We start from the raw sequence: 15,375 nt of genomic DNA, 5'->3' as shown, positions 1-15,375 counted from the left end.
CGGCGCTCGCGATATCCACCCGGATTGCTACAATGCCCGTTTGCGCCCGCCATCACTGGAGAAAGCGATTTGAATACGACTCCCTCCCCGTATCCCATCGGCACGCCCGGCACCCCTTGGGGCGATGCCGAACGTGCCGAGTGGCTGTCCCGTCAGACCCGCCAGCGCAGCTACGCGTCCGAGGTGGTGAGCGTGATCGAGCGCCTGCGCTCCCGCTTCGATGTGGAGGCGTATGGCCAGCTGGAGTACGGCGCCGACCGTTATTCGCTGATGGCCATCCGGAGTCGCGACTGGCGGGACGATCGGCCGATCGTGCTGGTGACCGGCGGTGTCCACGGTTATGAAACCAGCGGTGTCCATGGTGCGCTGCAATTCGTCGAGCAGCGTGCTGCGGATTACGCGGACCGCATCAACCTGCTCGTGGCGCCCTGCGTTAGCCCCTGGGCTTACGAACGCATCCACCGCTGGAACGCCAACGCGGTCGATCCGAACCGCTCGTTCCGGGATGACGGTCAGGCGGAAGAGGCGGCGGCCCTCATGCGGCTGGTGGCGCCCATCCGCGATCAGGCCCTGCTGCACATCGACCTGCACGAAACCACCGATACCGACGAAAGTGAGTTTCGCCCTGCCCTGGCGGCCCGCGACGGCAAGCCGTTTGAACCGGGCGGGATTCCCGACGGTTTCTATCTGGTCGATGACAGCGAAAGCCCGCAGCCCGAATTCCAGCAGGCGGTGATTGAGGCGGTTGAACAGGTGACCCACATCGCGCCGGCCGATGCCAAAGGCGAGCTCTTCGGTACCCCCGTGGCGGCCCGCGGCGTTATCGAGTATCCGATCCAGCAAATGGGCCTGTGCACCAACCTCACCCGCGCGCCCTACCGGACGACGACCGAGGTCTACCCGGACAGCCCCCGCGCGACGACCGAGCAATGTAATGCCGCGCAGGTTACCGCCGTGTGTGCGGCGATCGATTACGCCCTGGCACACCGGTAAGTCAGCGCAGGGATCGCCCCCTGCTCAATGGGAAGACACATAGAGAGACGGGGACTCCGGGGGCGGCAGCTCGAAAGATGAGCGCATCCAGGCCACCTCTTCCCGGGGCGAGCGTCCAAACAGGCGGCGAAATTCCCGGCTGAATTGCGACGAGCTCTCATAGCCGACTCCCGCTGAGGCCGCCGCTGCGGTCATGCCGTTCCGGAACATCAGCAGTCTGGCCTGATGAAGCCGGACGGCTTTCACGTACTGCATCGGCGATGTCTGCGTTACCTGCCTGAAATGCGTGTGGAAGCTCGGTGTGCTCATGCGGGCTTCACGGGCCAACTGGTTCACATCCAGAGCCGTGGCATACCCGGCATGGATGAGGCGGATGGCGCGGGAGATTCGCCCGAAATGGCCTTCCATATCCAGGGCGGCCCGCATGGCGCCGCCCTGGGCGCCCGTCAGGACCCGGAAGTAGATCTCACGCACCATCGCCGCCCCCAGGATCCGGCTGTCCTCGGGCGAGGCCATGATTTCGAGGAAGCGTTCCACGGTGGCCCCGAGTGCCGGCTCCATCTCGGAGGACAGCATGCCGCAGGGAGGCGCCGACGCGGGTATCCCGGCTTCCTCCAGTTCGATCAGCAGTTCTGCCGTCAGCGGCATGTCGAGATGCAGGTAGATGGCTAACAAAGGCCTTTCGGCAGAGGCATCGGTCTCCATCGTGAACGGCACCGGAATGGAGACCGCCAGGTAGTGCTGCGCATCGTAAACGTAGGCTTTGTTCCCCCAATAACCGCGCTTGCGGCCCTGACAGACGATAACGATCCCCGGATCGTAAAGTACAGGCGTTCTCTCCAGCGGGCGGTTCGAGCGCAGGAAGCGTACATCGGGCAGCGCCGTCAGATTGTAGCCTTCCTGCGGCGCCATCGACTCCAGCAACGCCACCATGCGCCGCTCGCGCTCGCGGCCGGCACTCGCCTCGATACTCATGAACCTTCGCTCCCGATCGTTTTGTGCCTTTATTCTGGGCCATTCAGGCCCGCGGGCAATCCCTCTCATAGGAATAGGCAACAAACTCAGAAGATCTCGCGTTCTGTACCGTATCCCACCGCTCTAGGATGGCCTGATCCACCCTCAAACAGAGAGCAACGCCATGAAACAGAGCAAGACCCTACTCATTACCGGTGTCAGCAGCGGGTTCGGCCAGGCCCTAGCCGAGGCCGCCCTTGCAGCCGGGCATCGGGTGATTGGCACCGTGCGCCAGGCCGACGCGGTTGCAGCATTCGAATCCCACGCCTCCGGCAATGCCTATGCCCGCCAGCTTGACCTGACCGACACCCCGGCCATCGCCCGGGTCGCGGAAGAGATTGAGACCAGCCTCGGCCCCGTTGATGTCCTGGTCAATAACGCCGGCTATGGCCATGAGGGCATCCTGGAAGAATCGCCAACCGAGGAAATGCGCCGGCAATTCGAGGTCAACGTGTTTGGTGCGGTCGAACTGACCCGGGCGCTGCTCCCCTTCTTCCGCCAGCGCCGGGCCGGACACATCATCAACATCACATCGATGGGCGGGTACATCACCATGCCCGGCATCGCCTACTACTGCGGCAGCAAGTTCGCGCTGGAAGGCATTTCCGACACCCTGGGAAAGGAACTGGCCCCATTCAATATCCACGTCACGGCCGTGGCGCCGGGCTCCTTCCGGACCGATTGGGCAGGCCGCTCCATGCGCCGATCGCCCCGGCAGATTGCCGATTACGATGCCCTGTTCGATCCGGTCCGCCAGGCCCGCCTGGAGAAAAGCGGCCAGCAACTCGGGGATCCCTGCAAAGCCGCCAAGGCCATGCTGGAGATTATTGAAAGCGACACGCCTCCCGCGCATCTGCTGCTGGGAAGTGATGCGCTCAAACGGGTACGGGATCGACTGGCCGGCATGACCCGGGAAATCGAAGACTGGGAGGCCCTGACAGTCTCGACGGACGGTTGATCCGACAGCCAGCGCCCTTATCCGCCCTTTGATGATCCGGTCGTCATCGCGAATCAACGACCGGATTCTCCTTGCGAACCGGTAACCAGTGACTGGGCCAGCGCGCGAGGCACGCAATCACCAGGATCGCAAAGGCCACCCGTGCCCAGAGCACGGCCCACAGGTCGGCGCCCAGCAACAGTATCAGCAACGTGTCTTCAATCACGCTGTGGCAAAGCCCGAGAAAGCAGAGCACCAGTACGCTGTCACGCTGGCTCATCACCCCGCTGTCCACGTCCCGGATTAGCAGACCCGCCCCATAAGTCAGCCCCAGGGTGGTACCGATCACCGTGACATTCGCAGCAGCCCGACCGATACCCAGCGTCTTCAGCAACGGCGACAGGGCCATATGGATCAAGCGCTCGAACTTCAGCCAGCGGAGCACGGCGAGGAGGATCATCAAGGCGAGAATGATCAGGAAGATCATGCCCAGCGTCTCAAGCTGACTCAGCAACCAGCTATCCAGCCCCGAAGCTGCTGGCTCCGGACGCCACATCAACTCGGCCTGTCGGTTGCCGGTACCCAACAGTTGGTAAACCGCACTCAGCAATCCGGCGAAAACCAGCGCACCGCCCACACGCAGGACCAGGGTGGCCCACCAGGGCACGCCGGCTCTCCTCGCCACGGCCCCCTCTACCGGGAGGGAATGGCCGATCAGCAGCAACGCGCTGAAGACACTGATCTGCGCGACCGTGAGTGGCATGTCGCCGGCGATCTCGAAGAACACCACCATGCCCGTAAAGATATTGGTCAGCAGTGTGGTCGCCCAGACGATGCCCAACTCGGGAGGCAGATCAAAAAGCTGCATCAGTGGGGCCAGAATATGTCCCAGCCAGACCGTGGCTCCGAACTCATCGAGAACCTTGACGACGACCAGCGCCGGCACCAGCACCTTTAGCAGAGTGACATAGACCCCGAGTACATCGCGCATGAACCCGCGTAGACGCTCGAGAGCACGAGATGGCATACCGCCTCCTGTTGGCCCCAATCAACAAGCCTTTATGGTAGCAGCGGCAATGCAACATCTTCTGTCAAAAGCCGACTCGACAACCTATTTTGTATTGTTTTTTGTCCATAAAAGTGCAGATTATTGACTCATCAACCCGGAACCGTAGAGAGCCACTGATGGACGCGATCGACCAACGCCTTCTGATCCAATTGCAAAGAGACGCCAGCCTCACCAACCAGGCGCTGGCCGACACCGTCGGATTGTCACCCTCAGCGTGTCTCAAGCGCGTCAAGCGGTTGTGGCAAAGTGGTGTGATCGAGCGTCAGGTGGTGCTGGTCAACCCGGCCTCTGTCGGCCTGTGCATGCACATGGTGGTGGAGGTCATCATGGAGCGGGACCGCAAGGACCTTTACCAGCGCTTCCTGAAAAGCGCCATTGCGGTCGATGAGGTCAAGCAGTGTTACCAGGTAACCGGGGAAGTGGATTTCGTCCTGATCGTCGAAGTCCCGGACATGGACGCCTACGATCGCTTCTGCGACGAACTGCTCTACGCCGACGACAACGTTAAGAAATTCCGAACGCTGATCTCACGCGACCGCAAGAAGTTCGACACCACCATTCACAGGCTGCGGTGAACCGGCCCGGAGCCTTGCCTCAGGTTTAGGGTTGTGAGCCTGCGTCCAGGTCAGCAAGCCCCAACCGCAGGTGCTCCAGAAACGCCTTCACCTTGACCCGTGGATACGTTCCCCCTGAGTAGAATGCGTACAACACCAGGTCCTCGGGCTCGCGATCCAGTTCGACTTTGACGAGTGCGCCGCTGTCGATATCGGCGTGGCAGGCATGCACGGGCAGGATCGCAAAGCCAAGTCCTTTCAGTGCGGCCGCCCGGGCCATATGGCCGCTGTTGACCTTGTAACTGGACCGCACCTGCACAGTCTGATCCGGCTTGAATCGCCAGGGCATTCCCTGAAGCACCGACAGGCTGGTAATGCAGGGCGCTTGGCTCAACTCACCCAGCGAGCGCGGCAAAGGGTGCTGTCCCAGCAGCTCTGGTGCCGCCACCACACAGCTCGGCCAGCGCAGGAGTTCCCGGGCGACCCAGCCGGAATCCTCCAAAGCCCCGCGCCCAAAGCGCAAGACCAGATCGAATCCTTCCAGTAGCCCTTCCGAGGGATCCAGCTGAGTATCGCAACTGAGCTGTATTTGAGGATGCCGAAGGCAAAAGTCCGCGAGTATGTCCGCCATAAACGGAAGGTCAGGCGTAATGATTTTGAGATGCCCGGACAGGGAATCCCCATACCGGGAAACCTCTTCCAGCGCGTGATCCATGGCGCGCGCCAGCGGCGCGATGGACTGATACAACTGCTTGCCGGCTGAAGTGGGATTCATCTTCCGCGTCGTGCGTTCCAATAGTCGCACATTGAGCTGTCGCTCCAGCAAGGCAACGTGACGGCTGACATTGGACGTTGGCAACTGAAGTTGCTCGGCGGCCTCTTTAAAGCTCAGTTTTTCATAGACGGCCTGGAAGCACCGCAACCACTGAAGTTCGATATTCTCAATCATCAATTCACCCATCTAACGGGATTAATAAGCCCATATAACCCCATTTATCCCGATTTATGACCTCGCGACAATTCTACCCGGATACAGAATCGGGAGAGAGTCGATGAATCACAGCAAGCGGATCGCCATCGTCGGCGCTGGCGTTGCCGGGATGGCACTGGCGATCCTGGCCACCCGGCGAGGTCATCACGTCACCCTGTTTGAGCGAGGGCGGGAAGTCTCATCCATGGGGGCCGGGGTGACCCTGTGGCCGAACGCCGTGTTTGTTCTGGAACGGATGGGGTTGTGCGACGACATCCAGCGTCTTGGCGGCACGCCCCGCTATATGAGGCAGTTCGATCGTCACGGCAACACGATGGGCGAGTTTGATATTGATGCCGTGAACAGGCTGTGCGGTTTTCCCAGTGTGACGATATTGCGTCGTGATCTGATGAGCGCACTGGCCGCGGCGCTGAGCGATTTGGCTGTCGATATTCGCTTTGGCTGCTCAATAACGACGCAGGATATTGACGATCTGAAGCAACGATACGATCTCGTGGTTGGCGCCGATGGCCGAATGAACTCGGTGGTCCGCCAGGCGATCTACCCCGAACCGGTGCCCCCTCGCTACCAGGGCTTCGTAAACATCATTGGCATCAGTCGGTTGGAGGACAGCACGTTCGATAACGCCATTCACGATGTGCGCGGTCCGGAAGCGCGTTTTGGCATCGTGCCGGTGGGCACTGACCGCTGCTTCTGGGCGGGAGCCTGGCGTGCCTCCATCGACAAGGAGCGGGGACTTTCCACCGGGTACGACGACATGGACCGGCGCTTTGGCGATTGGCCCAAGCCCGTGCGACAGGTCCTTCAATCCCGTGATCCGGCATCGCTGAATCGCATCTTCGTTCACGATCTCGACCCGCTGCCCTATTGGCATCGGGACAATGCCCTGATTATCGGAGATGCGGCCCACGCCCCCTTGCCGACGTCCGGCCAGGGGGCTTGTCAGGCGCTGGAAGACGCGTGGCACCTTGTCTGGATGCTGGAAGAGCATGATCAACTGTCATCCGCCCTCACCGGCTTCTATCAACGGCGCATCGCCAAGACATCCGCGGCACAAGCTGCAGGTCGACAGGTGGCCCAGCAGATATTCGGAGACCAAACTGAGCCTCAGCCGCCTGGCCCCGGATTGTCTGCCGAGCGGTTAAGCCATTTCTGGATGCAGGGTTTGGATAGAGCCTAGTGTTCCGTTTGGTTGATTCGTTGGCCTACTGCGAACCGCTGACGCCTCTGGCCAAAGCGCCAGCTCAGTCTTCAATCACCCTGATGACCGCCGCCCCCAACTCTTTCAACGCCGCATTACGGGTCTTGAAGTCCGCATCGGTATCCGAGATGTAGATGGTGACGATCCTCGGGTTGCCGTCATCCGGCGTAATCAGCGCCACGAGGTTCCGGTTGTGGTCGCCGCTGCCGGACTTGTCGGCGATTTTCCAGCTTGAGGGCGCATCGTCGCGCAGCAGCGCTTGAGTCACGCCACCATGGCTCATCCAGGCCACCAACCGGTCGCGGGAGCCGGTGGTCAAGGCATCACCCAGCAACAGCTTGCGCAGGGTGTTGATCATGACGACGGGCTTCGTCGTGTCTCTGGGGTCGCCCGGTATCAACGTGTTCAGCGCCGTTTCATACCGGTCTGAACGGGTGACGGAATCTCCGATGCGGCGCAGGAACTGCGTGACCGCCTCCGGACCACCCAAGTGTTTGATCAACAGGTTGGTCGCGGTGTTGTCGCTCATATCCAGCGCGGCGTAGCACAACGCACCCAGGGTCACGCTCTGTCCGACGCGCTCTTTGGTGACCGGCGCGTAAGACAGGATATCGTCCTGGTGAACGGGCAGTTCGTCGGACAGGGACATTTTGCCCGCATCGACTTGCGCCAGTACGGCTCCGCAAAGCGGCACCTTCATCGTGCTGTTCATCAGGAAACGCTCGTCCGCGCGATGGGACCAGGAAAAATCCGAGCCCGTGTCCGTCATCGCGAGGCCAACCCGGGCGTCGAGCTGGTCTTCGACCTTTTCGACGGTGTCGGACAAATCTTCCAGGGCCGTCTTTGCAACAGCCGCTGTCGTCACGAATAGCCCGAGGGCGAGCCCCAGTGCAGCGCGAGGGAGAATCGAAGTGCTAAAGCGCATGAACCGTTCCTTTGTTGATGCCAGATTGAGGAGGAAGAATGGACTAAACCTTGCTAAATGAACATCTTAAACCCCACTCTCAATCGCCACACTGGACCGCATTACCGCCTTGTCCCGCCCCGGTGGCGCACCGAACAGTTTGCGGTAGTCGCGGCTGAACTGGGACGGGCTCTCGTATCCAACCTGGTATCCCACACTGGCCACTTCCTGCTCGCTGAACAGCAGCCGGCGGGCTTCCTGCAATCGCACCCGCTTCTGGAACTGCACCGGCGTGAGTTGGGTAATGGCCTTGAAATGCCGATGGAAGGACGCCGGGCTCATGTTTGCCATGTTGGCCAAGTCCGCGACCTTGAAAGGCTGTTGATAGTTCGCATGCATCCAGGCAGTGACCCGACCGATGCGGGCGGTGTCGCTGTCCTTCATGCCAATCTGCTGCAGGGCCGGCCCCAGCGGTGAGCGCAACAGACGCCAGCCGATTTCCCGGCGGATGAGCGGCTCCATGACCTCGCGATCGATCGGCTGGTCGAGCAGCCGGAGCAGACGGATGACAGGATCGTACAGGTCCCCGGGCACCGGTGCCGTCGCCAGCGCCGTTCGTTTGGGGCCCCGGTAAGCCATCTCCGGGTGAGCCACCAACAGTTCGGAAATCATCGCCGGATCGATCGACAGGCTGAGCGCCAGGTACGGCTTGTCCGGCGTCGCCTCAATGATGCGGGAGTTCACGGGCAGATTGACCGACGCGAACAGGCAGTCGCCCTGACCATAATGAAAGGCCTGTTCCCCGATGGCCGTGACCTTGGCGCCCTGCAGTACGATACAGAACGACGTTTGATACAGGGCCCGGATGGTGCCGCTGGGTTCCGGCGCGCGGGTCAGCCGCAGTCCGTCGATGGCGGTCTCCGGCCCGTGGGCCAGCCACTGCTGCTCGACAAGATCGCGCAGCCGGTTCAGGGTGGGATTGTCCGGTTGCATCGGAATGACGTTGGGTTGTGCGTTCATGGGCGCCTCCTGTGCTGATCCGATCATAGGCTTTCCGGCGCCACAATTCAGCACAGCCAGAATCCGTCTGAGGCCAGGCTGATAGGATCGTGCAATCGTCTGAGAGTTTCCGCCAGCCCGATTGACCACGCGCCACCGTAGCATGACTCCAAGGCCCTGCCCTGGCAGGTGCATCCATCAAAAGGAGAGGATCCGCTATGACGACACCCAATATGCCCCAAACCAGTCAGGACACCCCACTGCGCCTTAGGCCCCTGGGCCACTCTGGCCTGTTTGTCTCGGAACTGTGTCTGGGCACCATGACCTTCGGCGGCGAGGACGGCATCTGGGAACTGATCGGCCAGTTGCAGCAGGAGCAGGCCGATGAACTGGTGAAAACCGCCCTCGATGCGGGCATCAATTTCATCGACACCGCCAACGTCTATGGGGGTGGCGCCAGCGAGCGCATCACGGGGCAGGCGCTGAAGAACCTGGGCGTTCCCCGCGAGGACGTCGTGCTGGCCACCAAGGTACTCGGCCCGATGGGCAATAGCCCCAACGCCCGCGGGGCGTCCCGGGGTCACATCATGACTCAGTGCAAGGCCAGCCTCGAACGCCTGCAAACGGACTACATCGACCTGTACCAGATCCACGGCTTCGATCCAGCCACGCCGATCGAGGAGACCCTTGAGGCGCTGAATAATCTGGTGCAACACGGCCATGTCCGCTACGTCGGCCTGTCGAACTGGGCCGCCTGGCAGGTGATGAAAGCGGTCGGGATCACCCGGGCCCGCCAACTGTGCCCGATCCTGTCGCTGCAGGCTTATTACACGCTCGTGGGTCGCGATCTGGAACGCGAGGTGATTCCCATGCTGGAGTCCGAGGACATCGGCCTGATGGTGTGGAGTCCGCTGGCGGGCGGCTACCTGTCCGGCAAGTACGAAGGCCCGAACGTTTCGGAAGAAAATCGCCGCGCCAAGTTCGACTTCCCGCCGGTGAACCGGGAACGTGGCAGCGAAGTGATCGCGGTGATGCGCGAAATCGCCGCCGGCAAGACGGTGGACGGCCAGCCCGTCTCGGTGGCCCAGATCGCCCTCGCCTGGCTGCTGCACCAGAACGCCGTGACCAGCGTTATTGTGGGCGCCAAACGGGTGGACCAGCTGCAAGACAACATACGGGCCGCCCAGGTGCGGTTCTCGGACGACGAACGGGCCGCCCTGGATGAGGTCAGCCGCCTGCCGGCCGAGTATCCGGGCTGGATGCTGGAGCGTCAGGGCGGGTATCGCTCCTCGAATTAAGGCGGAACAGGAACAGCCCCGGTCGTCCGCGCATTGAATAGGGACCGGGGCGCCCTGCCAGATAAACACGCTATAGTTTGGAAACCATTTCCGTACGACAACAACAGGGAGCGTGAAACCATGATCGAGAAGTTACTGCCTATCAAAGGCGAATGCCGTTGTGGCCGTGTGGGTATTCAGATTGATGCGGCGCCGATCCTGACGATGGCGTGCCACTGCACGGGATGCCAGAAGATGAGTTCGAGCGCCTACTCGCTGTCAGCCCTCGTTCCCGGCGAGGCCTTTTCTGTCACGCGCGGCGATCCGGTGATTGGCGGGCTTCGCGGCAACGATGTGCGGCATTTCTTCTGCCCGGATTGCATGAGCTGGATGTTCACGCGTTTCGACGCCTCAATGCCTTTCGTCAATGTGCGCCCAACCATGCTGGAAGACTGCAGCTGGTTCGAACCGTTTGTCGAAACCTACACCAGCGAAAAACTGCCTTGGGCGACCACGCCAGCGACCCACAGTTTCGAGAAGTTTCCACCGCCAGAATCCTATGAAGACCTGGCACGGGAGTATGCGCAAAGCCTCCAGAATTAACAGGAGTCCCCGAGGTAAAAAGAGGGGCAGGCGATAGCGTCCCGATTTTCGACATAGCGGTTTCGGAGAAGCGGTGTCTGGCGACCGTTGGCATACTGGAAAGTCATCATGCTGACGCGATCTTCTGGCGTGAGCACACAGTGAAAACCACAATGGATCGATAACGGTTTTTCAGGAATGGAATAAAGATGAAACCTCTAAAAATCCTGGTCACGATGGCCCTGCTGGCGAGCGCATCCTTTGCCCTTGCCAACGACTCATTCCGGCTTGCCAATGGCAAGCTGATCCAGGAAGGGCAAAGCAAGCAGGAGATCCTTTATATTGCTGGCGATCCCGTTAACCGGGAGGTTGAGACGATCGCAGTCGATGACGGCGCCGGCGGGAATCCCGTTAAACGGGAAATCCTGACGTACCGTTTGCAGAGTTCGCTGGGCGGTCAGTCCCTGGTGGTCATAACCGTCGAGAACAATACGGTGGTTGCTGTTGAGGCCACACAAGAGAGCAGGCTGTAGGCGCCCGACGCCGGAACCCAGTAATCCGGTTCCAGCGTCGGCAACCTGGGTCGATCAGTCACAAGGCTGGCCGCGCCATCTGGAGCGGTACGGCAACGCAAACAGGTACAGGCCCGAGACCAGCTGCAGGAAAAGCGGCGGCAACGGCGCGTAGGTCAGCCACATCGGCGGCTCACCCGAGGCCACCGCCCTGAACGCGAAGTTGGCGATGACAGTGAGCGTGAAAACGATCGACAGCCAGCGATGGCCCTGCCGCATCCAGAGACTCCCGTTCATGTCGAGGCCTCCGCTGTGGATTGTGCCCGGGCTTCGATCATCTTCCATCCGTTGCCGGACGGATCGCGGAAACCGGCATCCACGGCGCCATACCGGTCGATCGGCTCCTGGGTGAACTCCACCCCCAGCCTGCTCAGCCGCTCGTAAGCCGCTCGGCAATCCTCCACATGGAGCACCAGCGGTGGCATGGCCCCCTTGGCCACAACCTCACTCAGAGTCCGCGCTGTCGCGTCATCGTGGACCGGCGGGCCCGGCTTGAACAGACCCAGCTGGAACGAGGGCTGCTCCGGGTGCTGCACCGTCAGCCAGCGATAGTTCCCGTTGCGCACGTCCGTGTGGACCCGAAATCCCAGCCGTTCAACATAGAACGTCAGCGCTTCGTCCTGGTCCCTGACATACAGACCAACCACACCGATACCTTGTGTCATAGAAGATCCTCCGTTGATGAGCGGTCCATTCTCTCAACGGAGGTCTTCCGTCGCTTCTCCAAAACTGCCATCTTGAGGTCCGGACGATCGGCGGCGCGCACCATGCACTCGGGGACGTTTTCCCGGTCATCCGGAGACGACCGCTCACGTGCCCGGAGCTGCCCCGGGTTCTCGCCGGTGATGTCACGGAAAATGCGCCCGAAGGTTCCCAGGCTTTTCCAGCCCGTTTGAAAGGCGATGTCCGTGATCGGGAGGTCGGTGTCGCGAAGCAGTGCGACGGCCCGCTCGATGCGGCGGGTCAGCAAATAACGATGCGGTGGAACGCCAAACGCTTCCTTGAACGAGCGGGCAAAGTGCGACGCCGAAACGGCGCTGACGTGCGCCAGGCGATGAATCGGCCACGCTTCGTGGGACGCGCGATCCATCCGGTCTTTCGCGCGAAGTAGCCGTCGCAACAGTTCGGGGCTCTGGGCCATGTTTGATGTTCACTCCCAACCAGTGACGGCTCTGCCAGAACAGCGACGTGAACGAACCCGGCCACTGGCGCTTGAGCAGGCCACGGCCCCGTCCCTGGTTGAGTCGTCTTTTGGTCATTATGTTATCGGAAATACTCGCCTATTTTATCGCACTGCCCCTTTCCTCGATGCTTTCGAAACTGACCCGGCCTTGCGCATCGATATGGCAGGTCACGTTATGCACGGCATTGCCGTGCCCGCGAATATTGATATGCAGTTCGAAAGGCTTTCCGGGCCGGTAGCTTCCCGCGTTGGTTTCTTCCTCAAGCGGATAGCCGGTAAGCGCCTTCCCCTCTGGCTGCTGCACCGTTTTTTCCCGGCATTGCTCGACCAACTGCTGCGCTTTTTTCGCTGGCACCTCCGCCCACGCGTGAGCGGCCGTCAGAACGGACAGGGCCAAGGCAGGCAAGGTGACACGCACGGCCAGTCTGGTGAATCGCATACGCTCCTCCGTGTTGGCTGTGCCTCCAGTGTAGGAAAAAAAACGGACCGGATTGAACCGCCCTCCGCGTGACGACCCTTTAATGGGTGCTTATGAACAGGAACGACAAACCATGCCTCTTTTAACCACACCGGCTTGAATCCGGCCTGGCCCATTCCTAGGCTGGTCGGGTAGGACATTCAGCGGCAGGGTCCGCCCCCAATGCAGGAGGGTCGCACGGTGACCACTACGGACGTTTTTCCTCTAACCGCGGTCAACGCGGTTCTTCTCCACACCCGTTGGGCCGCTCTGTGAAAGTGCCGTCAAGCACCAGCTTTGCGCTGATCGGGGCAAGCTTGATTGCCATCAGTTACGGCCTGGCACGCTTCGCCTTTGGCCTGTTCGTCCCACCCATTCGCGATGACCTGGCACTGACGCCGGAGGTCATCGGTGTCATCGGCGCTCTGCCGCTGATCAGTTTTTCAATGGCCACGCTGGTTGCGCCGGTGGTTGCCATTCGTTTCGGTGCCCGCAATACGACGGTGCTTTCCGGTGTGTTCGGCGTGGTGGGGTTGGCGGTGATCAGCCAGGCTTCAGGCGCCCTGTCGCTGGGGGTGGGCGTGTTCGCCTGCGGCATCTGCACGGGTTTGATGATGCCGGCGCTGACTGCGGCCATGCAGGCCCTGGTCAATCGCTCCCTGCACGGGCGGGTCAGCTCGGTGATGAACGCCGGGACCAGCGTCGGTGTGATCGTGGCCGTACCAGCCATCCTGTTTGTTGCCAGTGCCTGGCGTTCGGCGTATCTCGTCTTTGCCATTCTGGCAGCGGTCGGGGTCATCGCCGCCCGCACCTTTATTCCGTCGGTATCGCGTGTCACGCCCCTGAACGCGGCCCCGCCAACGCCGATCACGCGACTGCATTGGTGGCGGCTTTTCCGGCTCTCGCTGTTTGCCTTCGCGATGGGCTTCGTGTCCGCCGCCTACTGGATCTTTGCCCCGGACCTGATGGTGAACCTCAGCTCCCAACCGCCGAGCGCCACCGGTTGGCTGTGGTTGGCGGTTGGCATCGCAGGTCTTGGAGGCGCGGTGGTGGCCGACCTGGCCGACCGCAACAACCCACCCATCACCCAGGCCCTGATGCTGATGATGCTGGCGGCAAGCCTGGCCCTGCTGGCAGCCAGTCCGAGTCAGTTGGTGATCACCGCGTTTTCGGCGCTGGTATTTGGTCTGGCCTATATGAGTCTGACCGGACTCTACCTGATGACCGGCATCCGCCTGCTGCCGGGCCGGTTGTCGATGGGGCCGGTGCTGCCCTTCATGGCGATCTCACTCGGCCAGGCCACGGGTTCACCCGCCGTCGGCCTGCTGGTCAAGACGTTCGGTTACGCCGATGCGTTTGCCATGTTCTCCGCCATCGGCGTTGTCGTGGCTTTGCTGTCGCCGCTCTACCCCCGCCACATCGACCAGGAGCCCGAAGAAGTCGAGGAGGATGAAACGGGCCTGCAGGCCGCTTACGACTACCAGCTCCAGGGCGAGGACGGCGAGCCGTGGGAAGATCACGGGCTGCCCAAGTCGGGGACGGCGTCCAAGCTGGAGACGGAAGAGGACCGGAGCTGAAAGACGGTTATCCACCGCTGCTTCGAAGCCAGCCACAAGTCCGTGAACCCGCCGGGCGGCTTCAGAACGACCAGTTCGCCGACCGGGTCAGCAACGCTTCTGATGGCTGGGATAACAACCGGGTCAGCAGGGGCGGTTCAAACTGCCGCCGGATGCTGACTGCGTAAAACTCCTCAAACACGCCGGGCAACGCACCGTAATCCACCAGGCTACCCCGCTCCAGCTCGTCACGGACAACGACCGGCGGCAATACCGCAAAGTGGCGAGTGTCCCGCGCCAGCAGACGCATCATCGCCATGTCGTCCACCTCCGCAACAATACGCGGGCTGATGTTGTGATAGTCGCACAGTTGGTCGAACGCATGGCGGATGTTGTTCTCCGGTCCCGGCACGATCAGGCTGCGCTCCACCAGCAATTCGGGAAACGTTTGCACACCGGTTACCCCCGGCGGGCCAATCACGCTGACGCCTTGCCGGGCAATACGACGCGAGCGCCACGGGTTCTTTTCATCGCCATGGACAGGCTGGTTGGACAACACCAGGTCCAGTCGGTGAGCAGAGAGCCGGCGGATCAGGTCGTCCAGGGTGCCGCTCTGGATGATCAGCTCGATGTCGTCTCGCCCGAGCAGAGGTTTCAGGAACCCTTCCTGAAAGTTGCGGGAAAGGGTCGCTACCGCCCCGATCCGGAGGCTTTCCCGGTTGGCCTGGATGCCGGAGCTGAACAGCTCCGTGAGTTCCTCGCCCTGCCGGAAGATGTCTTCGGCATAACCGAAGGCCACGCGACCGGCCTCTGACAGCTTCAGCCGGCGGCCCTCCCGGATGAACAGCGCGTAGCCGAGGCTGTCCTCCAGTTTGCGGATCTGGCCCGACAGCGCCGACTGCGAAATGTGGAGGGACTCCGCGGCGCGGGTCAGGTGTCCGGTTTTGGCCACAGTCCAGAAATAGAACAGGTGATGGTAATTCAGCTTCATGGCAATTGTTCTCTAAAAAAGAACGATAGGATATTTTTAAACCATTTTTTATATGAATGCATTCCCGGCAAAGTAAGCACAACGTCAACGGGAGG

The 15,375-nt window shown here is 61.3% G+C and carries 18 protein-coding genes; 8 read left to right on the top strand and 10 right to left on the bottom strand.

Annotated elements, in window-relative coordinates:
* The first annotated feature begins 69 nt into the window (after positions 1 to 69).
* Positions 70 to 993, top strand: a complete 924-nt coding sequence (locus tag J3364_RS14290) for a M14 family metallopeptidase (protein WP_349558983.1) — start codon at positions 70 to 72, stop codon at positions 991 to 993.
* Between the two features lie 24 nt (positions 994 to 1,017).
* Here J3364_RS14290 and J3364_RS14285 read toward each other — a convergent pair whose 3' ends face one another.
* A complete protein-coding gene (locus J3364_RS14285; protein ID WP_349558982.1) occupies positions 1,018 to 1,968 on the bottom strand; it encodes an AraC family transcriptional regulator in 951 nt (316 codons plus the stop codon).
* Between the two features lie 163 nt (positions 1,969 to 2,131).
* On the opposite strand from J3364_RS14285, the gene J3364_RS14280 reads away from it, so the two are divergent.
* Entirely contained in the window at positions 2,132 to 2,965 is an 834-nt protein-coding gene (locus tag J3364_RS14280) for an oxidoreductase (RefSeq protein WP_349558981.1), read from the top strand.
* Positions 2,966 to 3,008: 43 nt separating this feature from the next.
* On the opposite strand, the gene J3364_RS14275 is transcribed toward J3364_RS14280, so the two are convergent.
* Positions 3,009 to 3,971: a hypothetical protein gene (locus J3364_RS14275; protein WP_349558980.1), complete on the bottom strand. Its 963-nt coding sequence runs from the start codon at positions 3,969 to 3,971 to the stop codon at positions 3,009 to 3,011.
* Between the two features lie 158 nt (positions 3,972 to 4,129).
* Between J3364_RS14275 and J3364_RS14270 the strand changes: the two genes are divergently transcribed.
* Complete coding sequence (locus J3364_RS14270; RefSeq protein WP_349558979.1) at positions 4,130 to 4,588, top strand: Lrp/AsnC family transcriptional regulator; 459 nt, start codon at positions 4,130 to 4,132, stop codon at positions 4,586 to 4,588.
* Between the two features lie 25 nt (positions 4,589 to 4,613).
* On the opposite strand, the gene J3364_RS14265 is transcribed toward J3364_RS14270, so the two are convergent.
* Positions 4,614 to 5,516 (bottom strand): LysR family transcriptional regulator, encoded by a 903-nt coding sequence (locus J3364_RS14265; protein ID WP_349558978.1) that lies wholly within the window; start codon positions 5,514 to 5,516, stop codon positions 4,614 to 4,616.
* A 103-nt stretch (positions 5,517 to 5,619) separates the two neighbouring features.
* On the opposite strand from J3364_RS14265, the gene J3364_RS14260 reads away from it, so the two are divergent.
* Positions 5,620 to 6,738: an FAD-dependent monooxygenase gene (locus tag J3364_RS14260; protein WP_349558977.1), complete on the top strand. Its 1,119-nt coding sequence runs from the start codon at positions 5,620 to 5,622 to the stop codon at positions 6,736 to 6,738.
* Positions 6,739 to 6,802: 64 nt separating this feature from the next.
* Here J3364_RS14260 and bla read toward each other — a convergent pair whose 3' ends face one another.
* Complete coding sequence (gene bla, locus J3364_RS14255; protein WP_349558976.1) at positions 6,803 to 7,684, bottom strand: class A beta-lactamase; 882 nt, start codon at positions 7,682 to 7,684, stop codon at positions 6,803 to 6,805.
* Between the two features lie 66 nt (positions 7,685 to 7,750).
* Positions 7,751 to 8,683, bottom strand: coding sequence for an AraC family transcriptional regulator (locus J3364_RS14250; RefSeq protein ID WP_349558975.1), 933 nt, complete (start codon positions 8,681 to 8,683; stop codon positions 7,751 to 7,753).
* Positions 8,684 to 8,880: 197 nt separating this feature from the next.
* Here J3364_RS14250 and J3364_RS14245 point away from each other — a divergent pair, with 197 nt between their 5' ends.
* From J3364_RS14245 to J3364_RS14235, 3 genes are all read left to right on the top strand, one after another.
* Complete coding sequence (locus tag J3364_RS14245) at positions 8,881 to 9,960, top strand: aldo/keto reductase (RefSeq protein WP_349558974.1); 1,080 nt, start codon at positions 8,881 to 8,883, stop codon at positions 9,958 to 9,960.
* Between the two features lie 120 nt (positions 9,961 to 10,080).
* Positions 10,081 to 10,542, top strand: coding sequence for a GFA family protein (locus J3364_RS14240; protein WP_349558973.1), 462 nt, complete (start codon positions 10,081 to 10,083; stop codon positions 10,540 to 10,542).
* A gap of 188 nt (positions 10,543 to 10,730) precedes the next feature.
* The gene (locus J3364_RS14235; RefSeq protein WP_349558972.1) at positions 10,731 to 11,054 is read left to right on the top strand and encodes a hypothetical protein; all 324 of its coding nucleotides are present in this window, start codon (positions 10,731 to 10,733) and stop codon (positions 11,052 to 11,054) included.
* Between the two features lie 54 nt (positions 11,055 to 11,108).
* Here the strand turns inward: J3364_RS14235 and J3364_RS14230 are convergent, their stop codons facing one another.
* From J3364_RS14230 to J3364_RS14215, 4 genes are all read right to left on the bottom strand, one after another.
* Positions 11,109 to 11,330, bottom strand: coding sequence for a hypothetical protein (locus tag J3364_RS14230; RefSeq protein ID WP_349558971.1), 222 nt, complete (start codon positions 11,328 to 11,330; stop codon positions 11,109 to 11,111).
* Positions 11,327 to 11,758 carry a VOC family protein gene (locus J3364_RS14225; RefSeq protein WP_349558970.1) on the bottom strand — a complete coding sequence of 144 codons (432 nt, stop codon included), beginning with the start codon at positions 11,756 to 11,758 and terminating at the stop codon, positions 11,327 to 11,329. The genes J3364_RS14230 and J3364_RS14225 overlap by 4 nt, the downstream gene beginning before the upstream one ends.
* A complete protein-coding gene (locus J3364_RS14220) occupies positions 11,755 to 12,234 on the bottom strand; it encodes a helix-turn-helix transcriptional regulator (RefSeq protein WP_349558969.1) in 480 nt (159 codons plus the stop codon). Before J3364_RS14220 ends, J3364_RS14225 begins: the two co-directional genes overlap by 4 nt.
* Positions 12,235 to 12,373: 139 nt before the next feature.
* Complete coding sequence (locus tag J3364_RS14215) at positions 12,374 to 12,715, bottom strand: hypothetical protein (RefSeq protein WP_349558968.1); 342 nt, start codon at positions 12,713 to 12,715, stop codon at positions 12,374 to 12,376.
* 290 nt (positions 12,716 to 13,005) lie between these two features.
* Here J3364_RS14215 and J3364_RS14210 point away from each other — a divergent pair, with 290 nt between their 5' ends.
* Positions 13,006 to 14,310 (top strand): MFS transporter, encoded by a 1,305-nt coding sequence (locus tag J3364_RS14210; RefSeq protein ID WP_349558967.1) that lies wholly within the window; start codon positions 13,006 to 13,008, stop codon positions 14,308 to 14,310.
* A gap of 61 nt (positions 14,311 to 14,371) precedes the next feature.
* On the opposite strand, the gene J3364_RS14205 is transcribed toward J3364_RS14210, so the two are convergent.
* Positions 14,372 to 15,280, bottom strand: a complete 909-nt coding sequence (locus tag J3364_RS14205) for a LysR family transcriptional regulator (RefSeq protein ID WP_349558966.1) — start codon at positions 15,278 to 15,280, stop codon at positions 14,372 to 14,374.
* Positions 15,281 to 15,375 lie beyond the last annotated feature (95 nt).

It is taken from the genome of Marinobacter sp. NFXS9, assembly GCF_040148665.1.
Classification (GTDB): Bacteria; Pseudomonadota; Gammaproteobacteria; order Pseudomonadales; family Oleiphilaceae; genus Marinobacter_A; species Marinobacter_A mangrovi.
This window is presented reverse-complemented; position numbering and strand designations above follow the sequence as displayed.

What these genes read in the sequence shown, in the direction of transcription:
- J3364_RS14285 (WP_349558982.1), bottom strand. Translation starts at nt 1,968, where the DNA reads ATGAGTATCGAGGCGAGTGCCGGCCGCGAGCGCGAGCGGCGCATGGTG.
- J3364_RS14280 (WP_349558981.1), top strand. Translation starts at nt 2,132, where the DNA reads ATGAAACAGAGCAAGACCCTACTCATTACCGGTGTCAGCAGCGGGTTC.
- J3364_RS14275 (WP_349558980.1), bottom strand. Translation starts at nt 3,971, where the DNA reads ATGCCATCTCGTGCTCTCGAGCGTCTACGCGGGTTCATGCGCGATGTA.
- J3364_RS14270 (WP_349558979.1), top strand. Translation starts at nt 4,130, where the DNA reads ATGGACGCGATCGACCAACGCCTTCTGATCCAATTGCAAAGAGACGCC.
- J3364_RS14265 (WP_349558978.1), bottom strand. Translation starts at nt 5,516, where the DNA reads ATGATTGAGAATATCGAACTTCAGTGGTTGCGGTGCTTCCAGGCCGTC.
- J3364_RS14260 (WP_349558977.1), top strand. Translation starts at nt 5,620, where the DNA reads ATGAATCACAGCAAGCGGATCGCCATCGTCGGCGCTGGCGTTGCCGGG.
- bla (WP_349558976.1), bottom strand. Translation starts at nt 7,684, where the DNA reads ATGCGCTTTAGCACTTCGATTCTCCCTCGCGCTGCACTGGGGCTCGCC.
- J3364_RS14250 (WP_349558975.1), bottom strand. Translation starts at nt 8,683, where the DNA reads ATGAACGCACAACCCAACGTCATTCCGATGCAACCGGACAATCCCACC.
- J3364_RS14245 (WP_349558974.1), top strand. Translation starts at nt 8,881, where the DNA reads ATGACGACACCCAATATGCCCCAAACCAGTCAGGACACCCCACTGCGC.
- J3364_RS14240 (WP_349558973.1), top strand. Translation starts at nt 10,081, where the DNA reads ATGATCGAGAAGTTACTGCCTATCAAAGGCGAATGCCGTTGTGGCCGT.
- J3364_RS14235 (WP_349558972.1), top strand. Translation starts at nt 10,731, where the DNA reads ATGAAACCTCTAAAAATCCTGGTCACGATGGCCCTGCTGGCGAGCGCA.
- J3364_RS14230 (WP_349558971.1), bottom strand. Translation starts at nt 11,330, where the DNA reads ATGAACGGGAGTCTCTGGATGCGGCAGGGCCATCGCTGGCTGTCGATC.
- J3364_RS14225 (WP_349558970.1), bottom strand. Translation starts at nt 11,758, where the DNA reads ATGACACAAGGTATCGGTGTGGTTGGTCTGTATGTCAGGGACCAGGAC.
- J3364_RS14220 (WP_349558969.1), bottom strand. Translation starts at nt 12,234, where the DNA reads ATGGCCCAGAGCCCCGAACTGTTGCGACGGCTACTTCGCGCGAAAGAC.
- J3364_RS14215 (WP_349558968.1), bottom strand. Translation starts at nt 12,715, where the DNA reads ATGCGATTCACCAGACTGGCCGTGCGTGTCACCTTGCCTGCCTTGGCC.
- J3364_RS14205 (WP_349558966.1), bottom strand. Translation starts at nt 15,280, where the DNA reads ATGAAGCTGAATTACCATCACCTGTTCTATTTCTGGACTGTGGCCAAA.